This is a genomic window from Streptomyces oceani (genome assembly GCF_001751245.1).
GTDB classification, from domain to species: domain Bacteria; phylum Actinomycetota; class Actinomycetes; order Streptomycetales; family Streptomycetaceae; genus Streptomyces; species Streptomyces oceani.
The window spans coordinates 27762-44715 of the sequence record NZ_LJGU01000164.1 but is presented as its reverse complement, the minus strand read 5'-3'; the positions used below and the strand labels follow the sequence as shown (position 1 = coordinate 44715).

The following is a 16954-nucleotide window of genomic DNA, read 5'->3' as shown; positions in this document are numbered from 1 at the left end:
GCGCGCTGCACGGCGTCGGCGCCCAGACCGAACTCCTGTCCCCGCACGACGGCCACATCAACGCCCGCCAGATGGACATCGACCCCGCGGGCAGCTTCCCCGTCGACAAGAAGGTCCGCGACGCGTCCGTCGAGGACTACGACGCCCTCCTGCTGCCCGGCGGCACCATGAACCCCGACCAGCTGCGCACCGACCCCGACGCTGTCGCCTTCGTACGGGACNGCCAGATGGACATCGACCCCGCGGGCAGCTTCCCCGTCGACAAGAAGGTCCGCGACGCGTCCGTCGAGGACTACGACGCCCTCCTGCTGCCCGGCGGCACCATGAACCCCGACCAGCTGCGCACCGACCCCGACGCTGTCGCCTTCGTACGGGACTTCATGGCCAGCGGCAAGCCCGTCGCCACGATCTGCCACGGGCCGTGGACCCTCGCAGAGGCGGACGTCCTGCGCGGCCGGCGCCTGACCTCCTGGCCCAGCGTCCGCACCGACCTTCGCAACGCCGGCGCCGAAGTCGTCGACGAGGAGGTCGTCATCGACGGGTCACTCATCTCCAGCCGCGGCCCCCAGGACCTCCCGGCCTTCTGCGCCGCCGTCGTCGGCGAGTTCACCCGCGCCCTGGAGCCTGCCTGACAGCCTCACCAGCCACCCGGGATCCCTTGTGGCGCCCATTCGCAGGTCAGGTGGCCTGTGGAAGGGGAGATCCACTGAGCAGATGTGGGGACACCCCCGAGCAGGGAGTGGGGACTTTCAGGGAGCCCCATCACCGTACCCGCCGACCGTCCCGGACGCGCGTCAGGAGTGCCGATGACTCATCCCCCCGAGGTTCTGCACCGCAGGCGGTTGGATGCCCACCACCACCTGTGGAGCGCCGCGCGGGTCGCGCGCGGCGACTACCCCTGGATGCCGACAGACGGGCCGCTGCGCGGGGATCACCTGCCCGAGCACCTCGCCCCCGCCCTGGAGGCCAGCGGGGTCGGCGGGACGATCCTGGTGCAGGCCGCACCGTCGGTAGAGGAGACTCGATTCCTGCTCCGACTCGCCCACGCCACCGACTTCGTACTCGGGGTGACCGGGTGGGTGGCCCTCGACCGGCCCGAGGACGCCGAGCTGCTGGCCGAGCTCGCCGCCGACGACTATCTGCGGGCGGTGCGACCCATGATCCACGACCTGCCCGACCCGAACTGGATCACACGCCCGCAGGTGCACGCCAACCTCGAGCGGCTCCACGAGCTAGGACTGCGCTTCGAGGCCCTCACCCGCACCGAGCACCTGCCCGCCCTTCACGCCGCTCTCGAGGCGGTCCCGGGACTGCCGACAGTGATCAACCACCTCTCCAAGCCCACCTACCGGCCAGACGCTGACGACCAGTGGCGGCAGTGGATGCTGCGGTTGGCCGAGCGGCCAAGTACCTGGTGCAAGTTCTCCGGGATGCTCACCGAGGTCGGGCCCGGCTGGTCGCCGACGCAGTTCCAGCCTTACGCGGACTTCCTCTTGGAGACCTTCGGCGCCGACCGCGTCATGTTCGGCAGCGACTGGCCGGTCTCCAGCCAGCTCCTCGCCTACACCGACGTGGTCGCACTAACCGACCAGCTCGTCACCCAACCGAGACCCGCCGAGGCCGACGCATTCTGGGCCCACACCGCCGAACGCTTCTACGACGTGCGAGCGCCGGCCGCCGCGACGACACCTCGCTCGGATCAACCGCCGTCGTCGTGACAGCATGCCGCGCACGACGTCCCGTCTTCGGTGACCTCGCGGGCGGCGGTGCGGAAGGCGTCCATCACGGTCGGCCAGGACAGGTGCAGGTCACGGGCGGCCTGGATGACGGTGGACCCCGCGTCACGAACCCGGTGTCCGGCCCGGGCTCGCAGCCGTGTGGTGATCCGTGCGCCGGCCGGTATCTGCGGGATCTGCTCGGTGAACGACCGGCGCGGGCACCGCGGCTCGCGGCACCACCAGCGGCGCTTGTACCAGCGGAACTCCAGCCCGCTCTCGCCGTACGGCAAGTCGCGGGGCCGGGCCACCGCCGAGCCCTTCACCCGGGTGGCGAACACCCCGCAGGCCGGGCAGACCGCTCAACCTTCGATGAGAATCACTCAACCTTCACTGCGACAGGTCACTCGACCGAGATCCCGCACGGAGCAGCCTCACTCGCTGACCAGCGACATGGCGAACGGCGAGCGATGTCAGTCGCAGCCCAGACCGCGAGCTCGCCGGCCGCGGCAGAGGCGGTCGTACCATGAGGCGCCGCGACCTGACCGAGGGAGACCGTATGGCCGACGTGCTGGCGGCCGGCCGCCGCCACTCCGTGATGTGTCGCGAGGACGGTACGGTCGTAGCCACCGGCAACCACCGTGCCGGCGAGTGCGACGTGCAGCCGTGGTCGGACGTCGTCGCCGTCGCCGCCGGGAACGTGCACGCCGCCCGCAACACCGGCCGATCGCACACCGTCGGACTGCGAGCGGATGGAACAGTCCTCGCCACTGGTTGGAACGACGACGCACAGACCGAGGTCGACGAGTGGACCGGAATCGTGGCCGTAGCGGCCGGGTGGAGAACCACTCTCGGCCTGCGGGCGGACGGGACAACGGTGGCGATCGGGCGCGGCGCAGAGGGCCAATGCACCGTGGGGGCGTGGAGGGGCGTCGTCGCGGTCGCCTGCGGTGACTGGCACTCCGTCGCTGTACGACGCGATGGCACCGCTCTCGCCGCGGGCAACAACCAGCGAGGACAGAGCAGCATCAGCGGCTGGCGGAACCTGGTCCGCATCTCCGCGGGCTCTTTGCACACGGTCGGTCTGCGGGATGACGGCACTGTCGTCGCCACCGGCGAGAACGCGGGGAACCAATGCGACGTCGCGCAGTGGCACCGCGTCACCGCGATCGCGGCCGGCAGCCATCACACCCTTGCCCTGCGTGACGACGGAACGGCGCACGCCGTCGGCGCGAATCACGCCGGACAGTGCGACGTGGCTGCCTGGACCGGTGTGCTAGCGATCGCGGCCGGGTCCTCGCACTCCCTCGGGCTCCTCGCCGACGGAACCGTCGTAGCGGCGGGCGACAACACCGACAAGCAGTGCGAGGTGAGCACCTGGCAGCGCCGTCGGCGACGACCCGACCGCTCGACCGGGACGTCGCACCGGAACTCGATCACACGTTGAAGCGGAACTCCACCACGTCCCCGTCCTGCATGACGTAGTCCTTCCCCTCCATCCGCGCCTTCCCCTTCGCTCGGGCCTCGGCGATCGAGCCGGCGGCCACCAGCTCGTCGTACGAGATCACCTCGGCCTTGATGAAGCCCTTCTGGAAGTCGGTGTGGATCACTCCCGCCGCCTCCGGGGCCGTCGCGCCCTTGCGGACGGTCCAGGCGCGGGACTCCTTGGGGCCCGCGGTGAGGTACGTCTGCAGCCCGAGGGTGTCGAAGCCGACCCGGGCCAGCGTGGCGAGTCCGGGCTCCTGCTGGCCGACCGTACGCAGCAGCTCCAACGCCTCCTCCTCGTCGTCCAGTTCGACGAGGTCCGCCTCCAGCTTGGCGTTCAGGAACACCGCTTCGGCAGGGGCGATAAGGGCTCGCTGCTCCTCCTTGAAAGCCTCGTCCGTCAACTCGTCCTCGTCGACGTTGAAGACGTAGATGAACGGCTTGGTGGTCAGCAGGTGCAGTTCGCGCAGCTGCTCGGCCGCCTCGGTGCCCTGGGCGATACCGGCGGAGAAGAGGGTACGGCCCTCCTCCAGGACGGCCTGCGCTGCCTCCACGGCCTTCACCTCCGCCTGCTTCTCCTTCTTGACCCGGGCTTCCTTCTGCAGCCGCGGCAGCACCTTCTCGATGGTCTGCAGATCGGCGAGGATCAGCTCGCTGTCGATGGTGTCGATGTCGTTCCGCGGGGAGATCTTGCCGTCGACATGCACCACGTTGTCGTCCTCGAACGCCCGGATGACCTGGCAGATCGCGTCGGCCTCGCGGATGTTCGCGAGGAACTGGTTGCCCATCCCCTCGCCCTTGCTGGCTCCGCGCACGATGCCCGCGATGTCCACGAAGTCCACGGTGGCCGGCAGCACCTTCTGTGAGTCGAAGAGCCCGGCGAGCCGGGTCAGGCGCGGGTCGGGGAGCCCGACCACTCCGACGTGTGGATCGATGGTGGCGAACGGATAGTTGGCCGCCAGTACGTCGTTCTTGGTGAGGGCGTTGAACAAGGTCGACTTGCCGACGTTCGGCAGGCCGACGATTCCGATCGTGAGCGACACGTGGCGACTTCCCGTAAGGCTGGTGGCTGCTGGCCGGACGTGGCTCCGGCGAGGAGGCTCCGGCAGGACTGGGCGGCCCGTTTCCCGGACCGGTGCACCAGTCTACGGGCGGTGCCGGACCGCCCGGTCGGCCGTACGACGGACGGGGCGGAGGCCCGTGATCCGGTCGCGGCCGGTCGCACAGGAAGACAAGATGATTCTCGTGCGTGTCCATGCCGGGCGCCGACGGGGTTCGCAGCCTACGTTGGTGCGGTGGAGCAGTACAGCATGCGTGCGTCCCGGCAGCGTGAGCGGCGAACGGCCCCGGCCGACCGGCGACCCAGAGCGTCCCGAGCCCCTTCCGGGGTGGCCTCCGTGCTCTCCCGGTTGCCCGGCCCACGACTGACCGGACTGGGCAGCGGCCTGCTCGCGATCGCGCTGATGACCCTGCTCGGTGGCCTGGACGCGCTGCTGCTGGACGGCGCCCCGACACCGTACGGCGTCTCGTTCCTGCTGGTCAGCGTCGTCTCCGCGGTCTGGGTACGGCCCGCGGACGCGCTCGCCGCCCCGGTCGCCGTGCCGCTCGCCTTCACCGCCGGCCTCTTCCTGCGCACCCCGGACTCGGACGGTTTTGGGGACCTGCTGATGAGCCTGGTCACCGGGCTGTCCCTGCAGGCCGGCTGGTTGTACGGCGGCACGGTGATCGCTGGGCTGATCGCCGTGGCGCGCCGGATCAGGTACGTACGGGCGAGGCGAGCCCAGCGGCGAGCCCGGGCGGCGGGACGGGACGCCCGGGAGCGCCCGGCGGCTCGTACGGCCCGGGACGGGGAGGCCGTACGCCGAGCCAGGCAGGTCGAGCAGGCCGGTCCGCGCCGGGCCGGAACCGAGGGCCAGCGCCCGTTGGCCGGGCAACGGCGATCGGACCCGGAGCCCGCGGTACGGCGGTCCGGACAGCCACGGGTCGAGCCGCAGAGCCGCACGGAGCGGCTGCCACACCTGCACGGCTGATCGGCGCGTACCGGCTGACGCTCGCGCAGGCCGAACCCACGCGCTGACAGGAGCGCGGGAGGTGCGGGCGCGCGGGCTGAGCTTCCCGCGCGCCCGCGCGGTTCAGCCCGCCTGCTTCTTCGCCGCCTCCGCCCGCAGGTCCCGGCGCAGCTCCTTCGGCAGCGAGAACTGCATGTGCTCCTGCACCGGCTGTACGACCTCCAGGCCGTCCCAGCCGCGGGCGGCCAGCCATTCCAGTACGCCGTCGATCAGCACCTCCGGCACCGAGGCCCCGGAGGAGAGGCCGATGGTGTCGACACCCTCCAGCCACGCCTCGTCGATCTCCTCGGCGTTGTCGACCAGATGGCCGTCCCGGGCGCCGTGGCTGAGCGCGGTCTCGACCAGCCGGACGGAGTTCGAGGAGTTCTGAGAGCCGACCACCAGCACGAGGTCGGAGCGGGCGGCCAGCTCCTTGATCGCCGTCTGGCGGTTCTGCGTGGCGTAGCAGATGTCGTCGCTCGGCGGGCTGAGGAGATTCGGGTAGCGACTCTGCAGCGCGTCGACGGTCTCCATGGTCTCGTCGACCGACAGCGTGGTCTGGGAGAGCCAGACGACCTTCTCCGGGTCGCGCACCCGGACGTTCTCCACGTCGTCCGGGCCGTCCACCACCGTGATGTGCTCCGGGGCCTCGCCGCTGGTGCCGATGACCTCCTCGTGACCCTCGTGGCCGATCAACAGGATGTCGTAGTCGTCCTTGGCGTACCGGACGGCCTCCTTGTGCACCTTGGTGACCAGCGGGCAGGTGGCGTCGACGGTGGCCAACTTGCCGCGCTCGGCCTCCTCGTGGACGGTCGGGGCCACTCCGTGCGCGGAGAAGATCACGATCTCGCCGGGAGGCACCTCCTCGGTCTCCTCGACGAAGACCGCGCCCTTCTGCTCCAGCGACCGGACGACGTACTTGTTGTGGACGATCTCGTGCCGGACGTAGATCGGTGCGCCGTACTGCTCCAGGGCCTGTTCGACGGCGATCACGGCACGGTCGACCCCGGCGCAGTATCCGCGCGGGGCGGCGAGCAGGACGCGGCCCCCGGAGGTGGCGTGCCCTCCGGGGGTGGCGTCCTCGCCCGGGTCGGTGGCCGGCTGACGGGCGGGCGTAGCAGTCATGGCACCCATCGTACGGGCCTGCTCGGACCCCGACGTGTCAGCGGCGGCCCGTAGCCTTGCGGGCATGGCTCTTCAGACCTCCGCCGAGGCACCGGTCGCGGTCGGCAAGCTGTCCCTGCTCATCGGCGAGTGGATCGGGCGGTTGGGCGCGGTCTGGGTGGAGGGGCAGATCACGCAGCTGAACCGGCGCTCCCGCGGGAGCTGGGTGTATCTGACGCTGCGCGATCCGGCGCAGGAGGTCTCGGTCAACGTCGTGTGTCCGCCCGACGTCTTCGAGCGGGTCGGCGACGCGGTGACGCAGGGCTCACGGGTGGTCGTGCACGCCAAGCCGTCGTGGTACGCGCCGAGGGGCACGCTGTCGTTGCGTGCGGCGCAGCTCCGCCCGGTCGGGGTGGGGGAACTCCTCGTGCGGCTCGAGGCGTTGAAGCGGACCCTGGGGGCCGAGGGCCTGTTCGACGCGGACCGCAAGCGTCCGCTGCCGTTCCTGCCACACCGTATCGGTCTGGTGACCGGTCGTGCCTCGGACGCCGAGCGGGACGTCCTGCGGAACGCCGCGATCCGCTGGCCCGCGGTGCGGTTCGAGGTGCGGCAGGTGGCGGTGCAGGGGGCGAAGGCGGTGTCCCAGGTGGTCGAGGCGGTGCGGGAGCTGGACGCGCGTCCGGAGGTGGACCTGATCATCGTCGCCCGGGGCGGTGGCGGGCTGGAGGACCTGCTGCCGTTCTCCGACGAGGAGTTGGTGCGCGCGGTCGCGGCCTGCCGCACTCCGCTGGTGTCCGCGATCGGGCACGAGCGGGACTCTCCGCTGCTCGACCTGGTCGCCGACCTGCGTGCCTCCACGCCCACCGACGCGGCGAAGCGGACCGTGCCGGACGTGGGCGAGGAGCTGGAGCGGGTGCGCGCGCTGCGGGAGCGGGCCCGGCGGGTGCTGCTCGGCTGGCTGGACCGGGAGGAGCGGGGGCTGGCCGAGATCCGCCGCAGACCGGTGCTCGCCGATCCGCATACGGTCCTGGAGCGGCGGGAGGCGGAGGTCACCGAGCTGCTGGGGCGCTCCCGGCGCACCCTCGGACACCGGCTGGACCGGGCGGAGGACGACCTCGCGCACACCCGCGCCCGCGTTGTCGCGCTGTCCCCGGCGGCCACCCTGGAGCGGGGCTACGCGGTGCTGCAACGGGAAGACGGTGCCGTGGTCCGTACGCCACGGGAGACGGCGGTGGGGGAGCGGTTGCGGGCACGGGTCGCGGGCGGTGAGTTCGCCGTGTGCGTACGGGCGGACGCCGATGAGACGGAGGCCCGGGCCGAGGCCGACGAGGGAGCCGGAGCCGAGGTCGGCCACGAGGCTGGCGGTGGTGTCGGTGGTGGGGCTTAGTGTGGCCCCCATGACGACGAACGGAACCGCGGCCACGGACGTCCCGGGGGAGGCGGCGGACGCGGCCGGCTCCGAGCCGAGCTACGAGCAGGCGCGCGGCGAGTTGGTCGAGGTCGTGCAGCGACTGGAGGCGGGCGGTTCGACCCTGGAGGAGTCGCTGGCCCTGTGGGAGCGGGGCGAGGAGTTGGCGCGGGTCTGCCGGGAGCGGTTGGCGGGCGCGCGTGAGCGCCTGGACGCCGCGTTGGCTGAGGAGGGCGCGGAGGAGGAGCGGGACGCGGCCTCCGCCGCCGAGCCCGGCGGGCGGTGAGTCGCGAGTGGCGGGCGGCGAGCGTGTACGGGCCGGGGTTCGGCGCGCAGGGCGCGTGCGACCCGCTGGGCTCAGTCAGCCCGTAGCGAGGCCGCCAGCTCGGTCAGGCGCTCGAAGGAGGCGGTGCCGGTGACGACGGTGGTCGCCTCGGGACCGGTGCGCACCAGGGCGTCGTACTTCGTCCCTTCGTAGCGTGTCCATTCCGCTCCGGCGATCCGGGTGGTGCGCGAGGTCTTCTCGGCGCCCTGGGTGACGTCCTGGACGTACCGGTCGGTGCGGGAGTCGCTCTGCTCCACCGCGGCGTACTCGTTGCCCGGGGTCATGAAGCCCAGGTGCCAGGAGGAGTGCTTCGCGGTGGCGCTCTCGTACTTCACGGAGGTGGCACGCCACTTGTCGCCGAGCCCCTGTGGAGCCGCCACCGGGTAGGGCGCCGCGCGTCGGGCCTGGTCCACCTCGATGTCGTAACTCACCGTCCTGACCGGGTCCTTGTCCTCGTCGTTCGGGATGAACAGGTAGGCCACCCCGGCCGCGAGGACGATCACAGCCAGCGAGAGCACCATGTCCCGCACGGTCTGCGTGCCGCGCTTCTTGTCTGCTGCCACCCGTCCATCGTCCCTCATCGCTCCCGGCGGCCTGACGCGGGTCCGTACTGCCCTGCGCTGCCCAGGGCTGCCCCGCGCCGCCTGCGCGGGCCTCTGTCCGTGCGACCGTTCCGTCGCATGCTCGCCGTGTCCGCCGCCCGGGGCCTCGTCGCCGGTAGCACGCGCTCAAACGTGGGGTGGTCTGCTCATCCTGCCGGTCTGTCGGTAGAGTCGGTGCACACCCTGGTCAGCGCGGCGGCAGCCGTACAGAAAGGTGCGTCCGATGTCGGAGAGTCATCATCTTCCCGCTCCGCTCGAGGTCAGTCCGGAGGCTCCGGACCGCAATCTCGCGCTCGAACTCGTACGGGTCACCGAAGCCGGGGCCATGGCCTCGGGTCGCTGGGTCGGCCGCGGTGACAAGAACGGCGCGGACGGCGCCGCCGTGAACGCCATGCGCACCCTGGTCTCCACCGTCTCGATGAACGGTGTCGTCGTGATCGGCGAGGGCGAGAAGGACGAGGCGCCCATGCTGTACAACGGCGAGCGGGTGGGCGACGGCACCGGCGCGGAGTGCGACGTCGCGGTGGACCCGGTCGACGGCACGACGCTGACGGCCAAGGGCATGAGCAACGCCGTCTCGGTGCTGGCCGTGGCGGAGCGGGGGGCGATGTTCGACCCGACCGCCGTCTTCTACATGGACAAGCTGGTCACCGGGCCGGAGGCGGCCGAGTTCGTGGACATCAACGCGCCGGCCGCCGTGAACGTCCGGCGGGTGGCCAAGGCCAAGGGCTGCGCTCCCGGGGACGTCACGGTCGTGATGCTCGACCGGCCCCGGCACGAGAACCTGGCCCAGGAGGTACGGGACTCCGGCGCCCGGATCAAGTTCATCTCCGACGGGGACGTGGCCGGTGCGATCATGGCCGTACGCGCGGGCACCGGCGTCGACCTGCTCCTCGGGGTGGGCGGTACGCCGGAGGGGATCATCGCCGCCTGCGCGATCAAGTGCCTCGGCGGGATGCTGCAGGGGAAGCTCTGGCCGAAGGACGAGGAGGAGCGGCGGCAGACCCTGGAGGCGGGGCACGACCCGGGCCGGGTGCTGCAGACGGAGGACCTGGTCGCGGGGGAGAACGTCTTCTTCGTCGCTACCGGGATCACCGACGGTGACCTGCTGCGCGGGGTGCACTACCGGGGGGAGACCGCGTACACCCAGTCGCTCGTCATGCGCTCCAAGTCAGGCACCATCCGCAAGATCGACTCCACTCACCAACTGGCGAAGCTCCGGGCGTACAGCGCGGTGGACTTCGACGGACGCGCTCACTGACGGGCGAAGTCCGGAATCAGGGCGGGTCCGAAGGTCCCGGTTTCTCGGGGGCGCGGGGCCCATCGGAAACCGCCTGGCTCCCGGCTCTCGGCGCTGCCTCCACGCGGCGCACGGCGCGCGGTGTGCGCGGCCTGACGCGGTGCTGAGCAGCAGATCATCACTTCGGGTGAATCCTTGGTCGCCCCTTGCGGTAACGACCCACGGTTGTCATTCTGTTGCAGATTGTCAAAGGCGTGGCTGGTCGCCGCCGGTTTCCCGAGCCGGCTCGTCCGGCGGGCCGGGTGGCGTGGGGGAAGCGCGCTGCGGACAGACGGGAGGGGTCGGTCGTGTCGTTCGGTGAGCAGCCCGCGTATCTGCGCGTCGCCGGTGACCTGCGGCGGATGATCGTCGACGGCAAGCTGGCGCCGCACGCCCGCCTGCCGTCCCAGGCGCGCATCCGCGAGAAGTACGGCGTCTCCGACACCGTCGCGCTGGAGGCACGGAAGGTGCTGATGGCCGAGGGGCTGGTCGAGGGCCGCTCCGGCTCGGGCACGTACGTGCGCGAGCGACAGACCCCACGTCGGGTGGCGCGTACGGGATACCGGGCGCTCGGGAGCGCCAGCGCGTTCCGGCAGGAGCAGTCCGACGAGCGGGTGGAGGGGACGTGGGAGGCGCGCAGCGAGCAGCGCGAGGCGACTCCGGCGATCGCGCTGCGGTTGGGTGTGGCTGAGGGGGAGCGGGTGATGCGGACGCGCTATCTCTTTCGCTCGGAGGGCGGGCCCATGATGCTGTCCACTTCCTGGGAGCCGTTGTCCGTGACCGGGCGTACTCCGGTGATGCTGCCGGAGGAGGGGCCGTTGGCGGGCCAGGGGGTCGTGGAGCGGATGGCGGCGATCGAGGTGGTGGTGGACAACGTGCTGGAGGAGGTGGGTGCCCGCCCGGGTCAGGCCGAGGAGGTCATGGCTCTGGGTGGAGTCCCGGGTGACTCGCTGCTGGTCGTCGAGCGCACGTACTACGCCGGCAGCCGGCCGGTCGAGACGGCGGACGTGGTGACGCGGGCAGACCGGTTCCGGCTCTCGTACCACCTGCCGGTGAAGTGACCGGAGGCGGACGGCGGGTGCGCGCGGCTCGTGGGGCACCGCGCGCGAACTGACTGGAATTGATCGTTCGTGCTCGTTCTCGTTCGCCCGTCGTGAAAAGTTGAATGCGTTGCGTGAGAGCCCTTGCGTAGGCTCTGGCATATGCGAAGAGCGAACGGCGACGGCAGCCGTGTGCTGCCCTGGCTTCTCATACGTCAGGACCGACGCGGGAATCGTTACCGGGTCGGCAGTTACGCCACCCGGGTGGAGGCGCAGCGGACCGCTGATCGCCTGGGTGGCGCTCGCGCTGCGGCCTCCGAGGCCGGAGTGGAGCCGGAAGCGGAGGGCTACGTGGTGGAAAGCCGCCCCGCGGACTCCAGCGGAAGTGGCTGATTAGCAGAAAAATCGGGTATATCACTGGTGGAGGGTCGCGCTGCCGGACTCTCCGAGTCCGGCTTGTCGGCGGGAGCTCCCGAGCAAGCAGGTAACCCGATCAGGGACGTGGGCGGGTGGCACAGACCGCAGGGCCGGGTGACGGCGCCGACCGTACTCCCGGAGCAGTGGCCGGGGCGGTCGTACCGCCCGAAGACACCCCCGCCGGACTGATGGACACCCTCCGAGTCGGTGTCGTGCTGATGGACACCCGCGGCGAGGTCTTGCTGTGGAGCCCCTTCGCCGAGGAGATCCTGGGCTGGTCCGCCGCCGAACTGGTCGGCCAGCAGAGCACCGCGTGGCTCTATCCCACTCCGGCGGAGGACGCCGCCGACCAGGCCGCTCGCGTCCTCACCGTGCTGCGCGAGGAACAGCAGTGGCGCGGCACCCTCCTCGCACGGCACCGGAACGGCCACCGGGTGGACCTGACCGGGCGCGCGTTCCTCGTCTCGGAGGGGCCCGCCGCTCCCTACGTCATCGTGAACCTGGCCGAGAGCAGCCGGCTGTTCCCGATCAGCCAGGAGCTGGCCGCGCTGAACGCCCTCTTCGAGTCCTCGCCGCTGGGCATCGCGTTGTTCGACCCCCAGCTGCGCTACGTGCGGCTGAACGAGGCACTGGCCGATCTGAACGGCGTGCCGCTGGCGGACCACATCGGCCGGACCGTGCGTGACACGCTGCCACCGCGGATGGCGGAGGACGTGCTGCGGGTACAGGAGGCGGTACTGAGCACCGGTCGTCCGGTCATCGACATGGTCACCGCCGCCCCGAACGGCGTCGGGGCCCGCTCCGTGTCGTACAGCCGGCTTGCCGACGACACCGGCGAGGTCATCGGACTGACCTGCGCCGTGCTCGACGTCACGGAGCGGCGGGAGGCCGCGCACAAGATCGAACAGGCCCGGCAGCGGCTCGCGTTGCTCGACCGGATCGGTGTCGCACTCGGCGATCTGCTCGACGTGTCGCCCATCGCGCGCTCGCTCGCGCACGCCTTGGTGCCGGAGTTCGCCGACTTCGCGGGCGTCATGCTGATCAGGGCACTCGCCCAGGGCGGCGAGTTGCCCGAGGGGGAACTGGCCGACACGACCCCGCTGCTGATGCTCGGCACCGCGGCCGCCGAACACGGGCCGGCCGTGCGGCAACTGCTGGACACGGGCGAGGAGGTCGTCCTCGACGCCGGCTACACCTTCGGCCGGGTGCTCGCCAGTGGCGAGCCGCGGCTTCTCACCTCCCGGCAGCAGTTGGCCTCCGCGATACAGCAGAGCGACCCCAGAGCACAGGCGATCCTCGAACTGGGCATGCACTCGGCGGTGATCGTGCCGCTGCGGGCGCGCGGCATCGTGCTGGGCCTGCTGGCTATCGGTCGGGCCACCGGCCGGGAGCCGTTCGACGCGGACGATCTCGTGCTCGCCACGGAGATCGCCGAACGGGCCGGAACCTCCCTCGACAACGCCCGCCTCTACGCACGGGAGCGCGAGACCGCCCTGATGCTCCAGCGCAACCTGCTGCCCCAACAGGTGCCAGAGCCCCCGGGTGTCGCGGTCGCGTATCGCTATGTGCCGGGCAGCAGCGGCACCGAGGCGGGCGGCGACTGGTTCGACGTGATCCGGCTGGCTGGCGGGCGCGTCGCCTTCGTGGTGGGTGACGTGACCGGCCACGGGCTGCGGTCCGCCGCCACGATGGGCCGGCTGCGTACGGCAGTACGCACGCTCGCCGCGCTCGACCTGCCGCCCGACGACCTGCTCCGGCACATCAACGACATCTCCGACGACCTCGCCGAAGGCACCGCCGACCCGCTGATGGCCACCTGCCTCTACGCCGTCTACGACCCCTCGACGCGGCGGTGCACTCTCGCCAAGGCCGGGCACCTGCCGCCGCTGCTGCTGGAACCGGACGACACCGGCGGGTACCACGTCCAGCAGGTCGATCTGCCGTCGGGCGCGCCCCTGGGGGTCGCTGAACTGGGCTTCGAGGCCAGGGAGCTGGAGATCGTGGAGGGCTCGGTACTGGTGCTGTACACCGACGGGCTCGTGGAGCACCGGGGAGAGGACATCACCGACGGTGTCGAACGGCTCGGCGAGCAGCTCACCCGCGAGTTGCCCACCCAGGAGACCACCGAGGACGCGCTGGAGGACGCGTGCGAGGCCGTCATCACCACCCTGGGAACACCCGATCCGGACTACGCAGCCGACGACGCCGCCCTGTTGATGGCGCAGCTCGGTGTCCTTCCGGAGGACAGCGCGGTCTCCTGGACGCTCGAGGCCGGCAGTTATCCCGTACGCAGAGCGCGGGTCAACGTCCGGGACACGCTGCTGGACTGGCAGCTCGAGTCGCTCGTCGACGAGACGGTGCTGTTGGTCAGCGAACTGGTGACCAACTCACTGCGGTACGCCCACGGGCCCGTCGGCGTACGCATGGTGCGGGGCAGCTCCCTGCTGGTGGAGGTGTCCGATCCGCTGCCGGACCCGCCGCGTGCGCGGAACGCCACCGAAGACGACGAGGGCGGGCGGGGAATCCAGTTGGTCGCCCGGGAGGCACGGCGCTGGGGGACCCGGCACGGGGCGATGGGAAAAACCGTTTGGTTCGAGCTGCCGCTGCCTGGTTAGGAGTGGGGAGGGACCGCACGGAAGGTCCGCAGCGGGCCGCACGGATCGTGGGGTCCCGAACAGGACGGTGAAAGGCGTGGTCGCGGGCACGGTGGCGGACAATCGCGAGATGCTCGGCAGGAGCATGTTCCGTACGGCCGCGACCTGCGACACTGCTCTGACCGGTGAACGCACCGGAACGGGAAGGGGCGGCGTTGAGTGACATCCCAGTCGAGGCGGCCGGGAAACCGGATGACGTACGCCGCGCTCTCGCGCTGCTGAACGCGGCGGGTGCGCGGATCGGGAACTCACTCGACCTCGAGACGACCGCCAGGGAGCTGCTGGACGTCGCAGTGCCGCAGTTCTGCGATCTCGCCTCGGTCGACCTGTTCCAGGACGTGCTGGCCGGCGACGAACCGCACGCCGCCGGCCCGAGCGCGGACGGCGAGTTGCGCCGGGTCGGCTTCGCGAGCGCGGTGTCCGGAGCCCCCTCCTCCCTCGCGGCGCAGGAGACGACGGAGGGACAGGAGTCCGGTCCGGTCCCGGTCGGTGCCACCCACCGCTTCGCCCACAGCTCCGCCGGCGGCGAAGCGCTGCGCACCGCTCGGATACAGCACACCTCGGCCGCCGAGGAATCGATGCCCGCGCGGTTCGGTGCGGTGGTGCAGTCCACCCTCTCGGTGCCGATGGTGGCCCGGGACCGGGTGCTCGGGGTGGCACAGTTCTCCCGGGCGAAGGGCAGCGAGCCGTTCGGCGAACGGGACGCCGCCCTGGCGGCCGAACTCGCCGCCCGGGCCGCCGTGTGCATCGACAACGCGCGGCTCTACCGCCGCGAACACGAGCGGGCCCTCATCCTGCAACGCAGCCTGCTGCCACCGGGCAGCCCGGAGGCCGCCGGGCTCGACATCGCCTGCCGCTACCTCCCGGGGAGCGCGGCGACGGAGGTCGGCGGCGACTGGTTCGACGTCATCGAACTCCCCGGCCATCGCACGGCCCTGGTGGTGGGCGACGTGATGGGCCGCGGACTGCGCGCGGCCGTCGCGATGGGCGAGCTGCGCACGGCCGTACGCACCCTGGCGCTCCTCGACCTGGAGCCCGCCGAGGTGCTCGGGGCGTTGGACGAGATCGCCCTCGGCCTCGGTCGCCCGGCACCCGAGAGCGGCGGACGCCAGGCACGCGGGCAGCGCGGCGGCTCCGACGACCTGGCGGAGGTGTACCTCGCGACCTGTGCCTATGCCGTCTACGACCCGATCACCCGACGCTGCACCTTCGCCAACGCCGGCCATATGCCGCCGCTCCTGCTGGAACCGGACGACGACTCGGCGATGCTGCTGGAGGTGCCCAAGGGCGTGCCGTTGGGCGTGGGCGGCGAACCCTTCGAGCAGGTCGAGGTGGAGCTGACGGACGGCTCGCTGCTGGCGCTGTACACCGACGGCCTGGTCGAGTCCCGGGACCACCCCCTCGACGAGGGCCTGCACGCCTTCCGTACGGCCTTCACGGACGCCCCGTACGAGCTGGAGGACGCCGCGGACCGGGTGTTGAACAAGCTGAACGTGCATGACGGCGAGGACGACATCGCGCTGCTGATGGCCCGGGTGCAGGGACTGCCGGCTGACTCGGTGGGTGACTGGCGGCTGCCGGCCGAGCCGCGCTCCGTCTCCCGCGCGCGCGAACTCACGGGCCAACAGCTGGCCACCTGGCAGTTGCAGGAACTGTCGGACACCGCGGAGCTGTTGGTGAGCGAACTGGTCACGAACGCTCTGCGGCACGGCGAGGGCGACATCCGGCTGCGGCTGTTGCTCGACCGCACGTTGGTATGCGAGGTGTGGGACTCGGGCCTCGTGCAGCCACGGCGGCGTCGTGCGGGCGCCACGGACGAGGGTGGCCGCGGACTGCAACTGGTCGGGCTGCTCAGCTCGGGCTGGGGGAGCCGGCGCACGCCGTACGGCAAGACCGTGTGGTTCGAACTGCCGCTGCCGGACGGGGACACGAAGCCGGCGGACCCCTCAGAGGCCCTGCTCAGCCTGTTCTGAGGCCGCGTCGGCGGGACGCGGGGTGCTCGGTCGCTGGTCGCTTCCTCCGTCGGCCGCTTCACGGCCGACACCGCTTCACCCGTCGGCCGGTGGCACCGAGCGGGCCACTCGGAAGCCGGTGTTCCCGCTGGAGCTGTCCGGGGTGTTGCCCATCCGGGCCGAGGTGCGGTAGCGCAGGCAGTACGACGCGTGGCAGAGGTACGAGCCACCGCGCAGTACCCGCGTCTCGCTTGGCCCAAACCGGTCCGCGCACCACTCCCATACGTTTCCGGTCATGTTGAACAGCCCGTAACCATTGGGCGGGAAGGCGTCCACCGGGCACGTCCCCGCGTACCCGTCGGCCGCGGTGTTCTCGTCCGGGAAGGAGCCACGCCAGACGTTCATCCGGAACCGACCCTCCGGCTCCCGTTCCGAGCCCCACGGGAACGGCTGACCGGTCAGGCCGCCACGCGCGGCGTACTCCCACTCCGCCTCTCCCGGCAGTCGCGCCCCCGCCCAGTCGCAGTAGGCGAGTGCGTCGGCATACGACACATGCACCACCGGATGGTCGCCGCGCCCGGCCACGTCGGAGCCGGGACCCTCGGGACGACGCCAGTCCGCGCCGAAGACCTGCCGCCACCACGGCGCCTGCACGGCTGCCCGGGCGGGTGGCGCGTCGGGCGGGAGGAAGCCCTCGAAGACGAAGCTCCAGTCGAACTCCTCCGCGTCCGTGCGATGCCCGGTGGCCGCCACGAAGCCGGCGAACTCGGCGTTGGTCACGGCTGTGGCCGCCAGGGCGAAGGGCGCCACGTGCCGCTCCCGCACCGGCCCCTCGCCGTCGGCCGGGTACGGGCTGTCCGCGCAGCCCATCAGGAAGGTGCCGCCGGACAGCTCCCGCCAGCCGCCCGGGCCACCGGCGCGCCCG

Annotated in this window: 15 protein-coding genes and 1 pseudogene; 11 read left to right on the top strand and 5 right to left on the bottom strand. The window is 71.5% G+C overall.

What is annotated here, in order from left to right; translation table 11 throughout:
- The first annotated feature begins 71 nt into the window (after nt 1-71).
- A complete protein-coding gene (locus AN216_RS26010; RefSeq protein ID WP_070199184.1) occupies nt 72-632 on the top strand; it encodes a DJ-1/PfpI family protein in 561 nt (186 codons plus the stop codon).
- A 174-nt stretch (nt 633-806) separates the two neighbouring features.
- Nucleotides 807-1718 carry an amidohydrolase family protein gene (locus tag AN216_RS26005; RefSeq protein ID WP_070199178.1) on the top strand — a complete coding sequence of 304 codons (912 nt, stop codon included), beginning with the start codon at nt 807-809 and terminating at the stop codon, nt 1716-1718.
- Here the strand turns inward: AN216_RS26005 and AN216_RS30940 are convergent.
- Nucleotides 1700-2062, bottom strand: a pseudogene (locus AN216_RS30940) (helix-turn-helix domain-containing protein); the annotation flags it as partial. The gene AN216_RS26005 and the pseudogene AN216_RS30940 overlap by 19 nt on opposite strands.
- A 179-nt stretch (nt 2063-2241) precedes the next feature.
- Here AN216_RS30940 and AN216_RS25995 point away from each other — a divergent pair.
- Entirely contained in the window at nt 2242-3162 is a 921-nt protein-coding gene (locus tag AN216_RS25995) for an RCC1 domain-containing protein (protein WP_070199176.1), read from the top strand.
- Here the strand turns inward: AN216_RS25995 and ychF are convergent.
- Nucleotides 3152-4243, bottom strand: a complete 1092-nt coding sequence (ychF, locus tag AN216_RS25990) for a redox-regulated ATPase YchF (RefSeq protein WP_070199175.1) — start codon at nt 4241-4243, stop codon at nt 3152-3154. The two genes, AN216_RS25995 and ychF, sit on opposite strands and share 11 nt — an antisense overlap.
- A gap of 252 nt (nt 4244-4495) precedes the next feature.
- On the opposite strand from ychF, the gene AN216_RS28490 reads away from it, so the two are divergent.
- Nucleotides 4496-5230 (top strand): DUF6542 domain-containing protein, encoded by a 735-nt coding sequence (locus AN216_RS28490; RefSeq protein WP_139141006.1) that lies wholly within the window; start codon nt 4496-4498, stop codon nt 5228-5230.
- 102 nt (nt 5231-5332) lie between these two features.
- On the opposite strand, the gene AN216_RS25980 is transcribed toward AN216_RS28490, so the two are convergent.
- A complete protein-coding gene (locus tag AN216_RS25980; protein WP_079167006.1) occupies nt 5333-6373 on the bottom strand; it encodes a 4-hydroxy-3-methylbut-2-enyl diphosphate reductase in 1041 nt (346 codons plus the stop codon).
- 64 nt (nt 6374-6437) lie between these two features.
- On the opposite strand from AN216_RS25980, the gene xseA reads away from it, so the two are divergent.
- Together xseA and AN216_RS25970 are read left to right on the top strand one after the other, a co-directional pair.
- On the top strand, nt 6438-7739 hold the full coding sequence (gene xseA / locus AN216_RS25975) for an exodeoxyribonuclease VII large subunit (RefSeq protein WP_079167005.1): 1302 nt from the start codon (nt 6438-6440) through the stop codon (nt 7737-7739).
- A gap of 10 nt (nt 7740-7749) precedes the next feature.
- Entirely contained in the window at nt 7750-8046 is a 297-nt protein-coding gene (locus AN216_RS25970; protein WP_070199182.1) for an exodeoxyribonuclease VII small subunit, read from the top strand.
- A gap of 71 nt (nt 8047-8117) precedes the next feature.
- On the opposite strand, the gene AN216_RS25965 is transcribed toward AN216_RS25970, so the two are convergent.
- Nucleotides 8118-8666 carry a DUF4245 domain-containing protein gene (locus AN216_RS25965; RefSeq protein WP_070199173.1) on the bottom strand — a complete coding sequence of 183 codons (549 nt, stop codon included), beginning with the start codon at nt 8664-8666 and terminating at the stop codon, nt 8118-8120.
- A 244-nt stretch (nt 8667-8910) separates the two neighbouring features.
- On the opposite strand from AN216_RS25965, the gene glpX reads away from it, so the two are divergent.
- The 5 genes from glpX to AN216_RS25940 all read left to right on the top strand — a co-directional run bounded on the left by glpX (nt 8911) and on the right by AN216_RS25940 (nt 16050).
- Nucleotides 8911-9948, top strand: a complete 1038-nt coding sequence (glpX, locus tag AN216_RS25960) for a class II fructose-bisphosphatase (RefSeq protein ID WP_070199172.1) — start codon at nt 8911-8913, stop codon at nt 9946-9948.
- A 326-nt stretch (nt 9949-10274) separates the two neighbouring features.
- The gene (locus AN216_RS25955; protein WP_070199171.1) at nt 10275-11027 is read left to right on the top strand and encodes a GntR family transcriptional regulator; all 753 of its coding nucleotides are present in this window, start codon (nt 10275-10277) and stop codon (nt 11025-11027) included.
- A gap of 141 nt (nt 11028-11168) precedes the next feature.
- Entirely contained in the window at nt 11169-11399 is a 231-nt protein-coding gene (locus AN216_RS25950; protein ID WP_070199170.1) for a hypothetical protein, read from the top strand.
- A 116-nt stretch (nt 11400-11515) separates the two neighbouring features.
- The gene (locus AN216_RS25945; protein ID WP_070199169.1) at nt 11516-14038 is read left to right on the top strand and encodes a SpoIIE family protein phosphatase; all 2523 of its coding nucleotides are present in this window, start codon (nt 11516-11518) and stop codon (nt 14036-14038) included.
- 194 nt (nt 14039-14232) lie between these two features.
- Complete coding sequence (locus AN216_RS25940) at nt 14233-16050, top strand: ATP-binding SpoIIE family protein phosphatase (protein WP_070199168.1); 1818 nt, start codon at nt 14233-14235, stop codon at nt 16048-16050.
- Between the two features lie 75 nt (nt 16051-16125).
- Here AN216_RS25940 and AN216_RS25935 read toward each other — a convergent pair whose 3' ends face one another.
- Nucleotides 16126-16920, bottom strand: coding sequence for a formylglycine-generating enzyme family protein (locus tag AN216_RS25935; RefSeq protein WP_107402106.1), 795 nt, complete (start codon nt 16918-16920; stop codon nt 16126-16128).
- Nucleotides 16921-16954: the final 34 nt, after the last annotated feature.

Coding starts and splice junctions, on each gene's coding strand:
- AN216_RS26005 (WP_070199178.1), top strand. CDS start 807: ATGACTCATCCCCCCGAGGTTCTGCACCGCAGGCGGTTGGATGCCCAC.
- AN216_RS25995 (WP_070199176.1), top strand. CDS start 2,242: ATGAGGCGCCGCGACCTGACCGAGGGAGACCGTATGGCCGACGTGCTG.
- AN216_RS25980 (WP_079167006.1), bottom strand. CDS start 6,373: ATGACTGCTACGCCCGCCCGTCAGCCGGCCACCGACCCGGGCGAGGAC.
- xseA (WP_079167005.1), top strand. CDS start 6,438: ATGGCTCTTCAGACCTCCGCCGAGGCACCGGTCGCGGTCGGCAAGCTG.
- AN216_RS25970 (WP_070199182.1), top strand. CDS start 7,750: ATGACGACGAACGGAACCGCGGCCACGGACGTCCCGGGGGAGGCGGCG.
- AN216_RS25965 (WP_070199173.1), bottom strand. CDS start 8,666: ATGAGGGACGATGGACGGGTGGCAGCAGACAAGAAGCGCGGCACGCAG.
- glpX (WP_070199172.1), top strand. CDS start 8,911: ATGTCGGAGAGTCATCATCTTCCCGCTCCGCTCGAGGTCAGTCCGGAG.
- AN216_RS25950 (WP_070199170.1), top strand. CDS start 11,169: ATGCGAAGAGCGAACGGCGACGGCAGCCGTGTGCTGCCCTGGCTTCTC.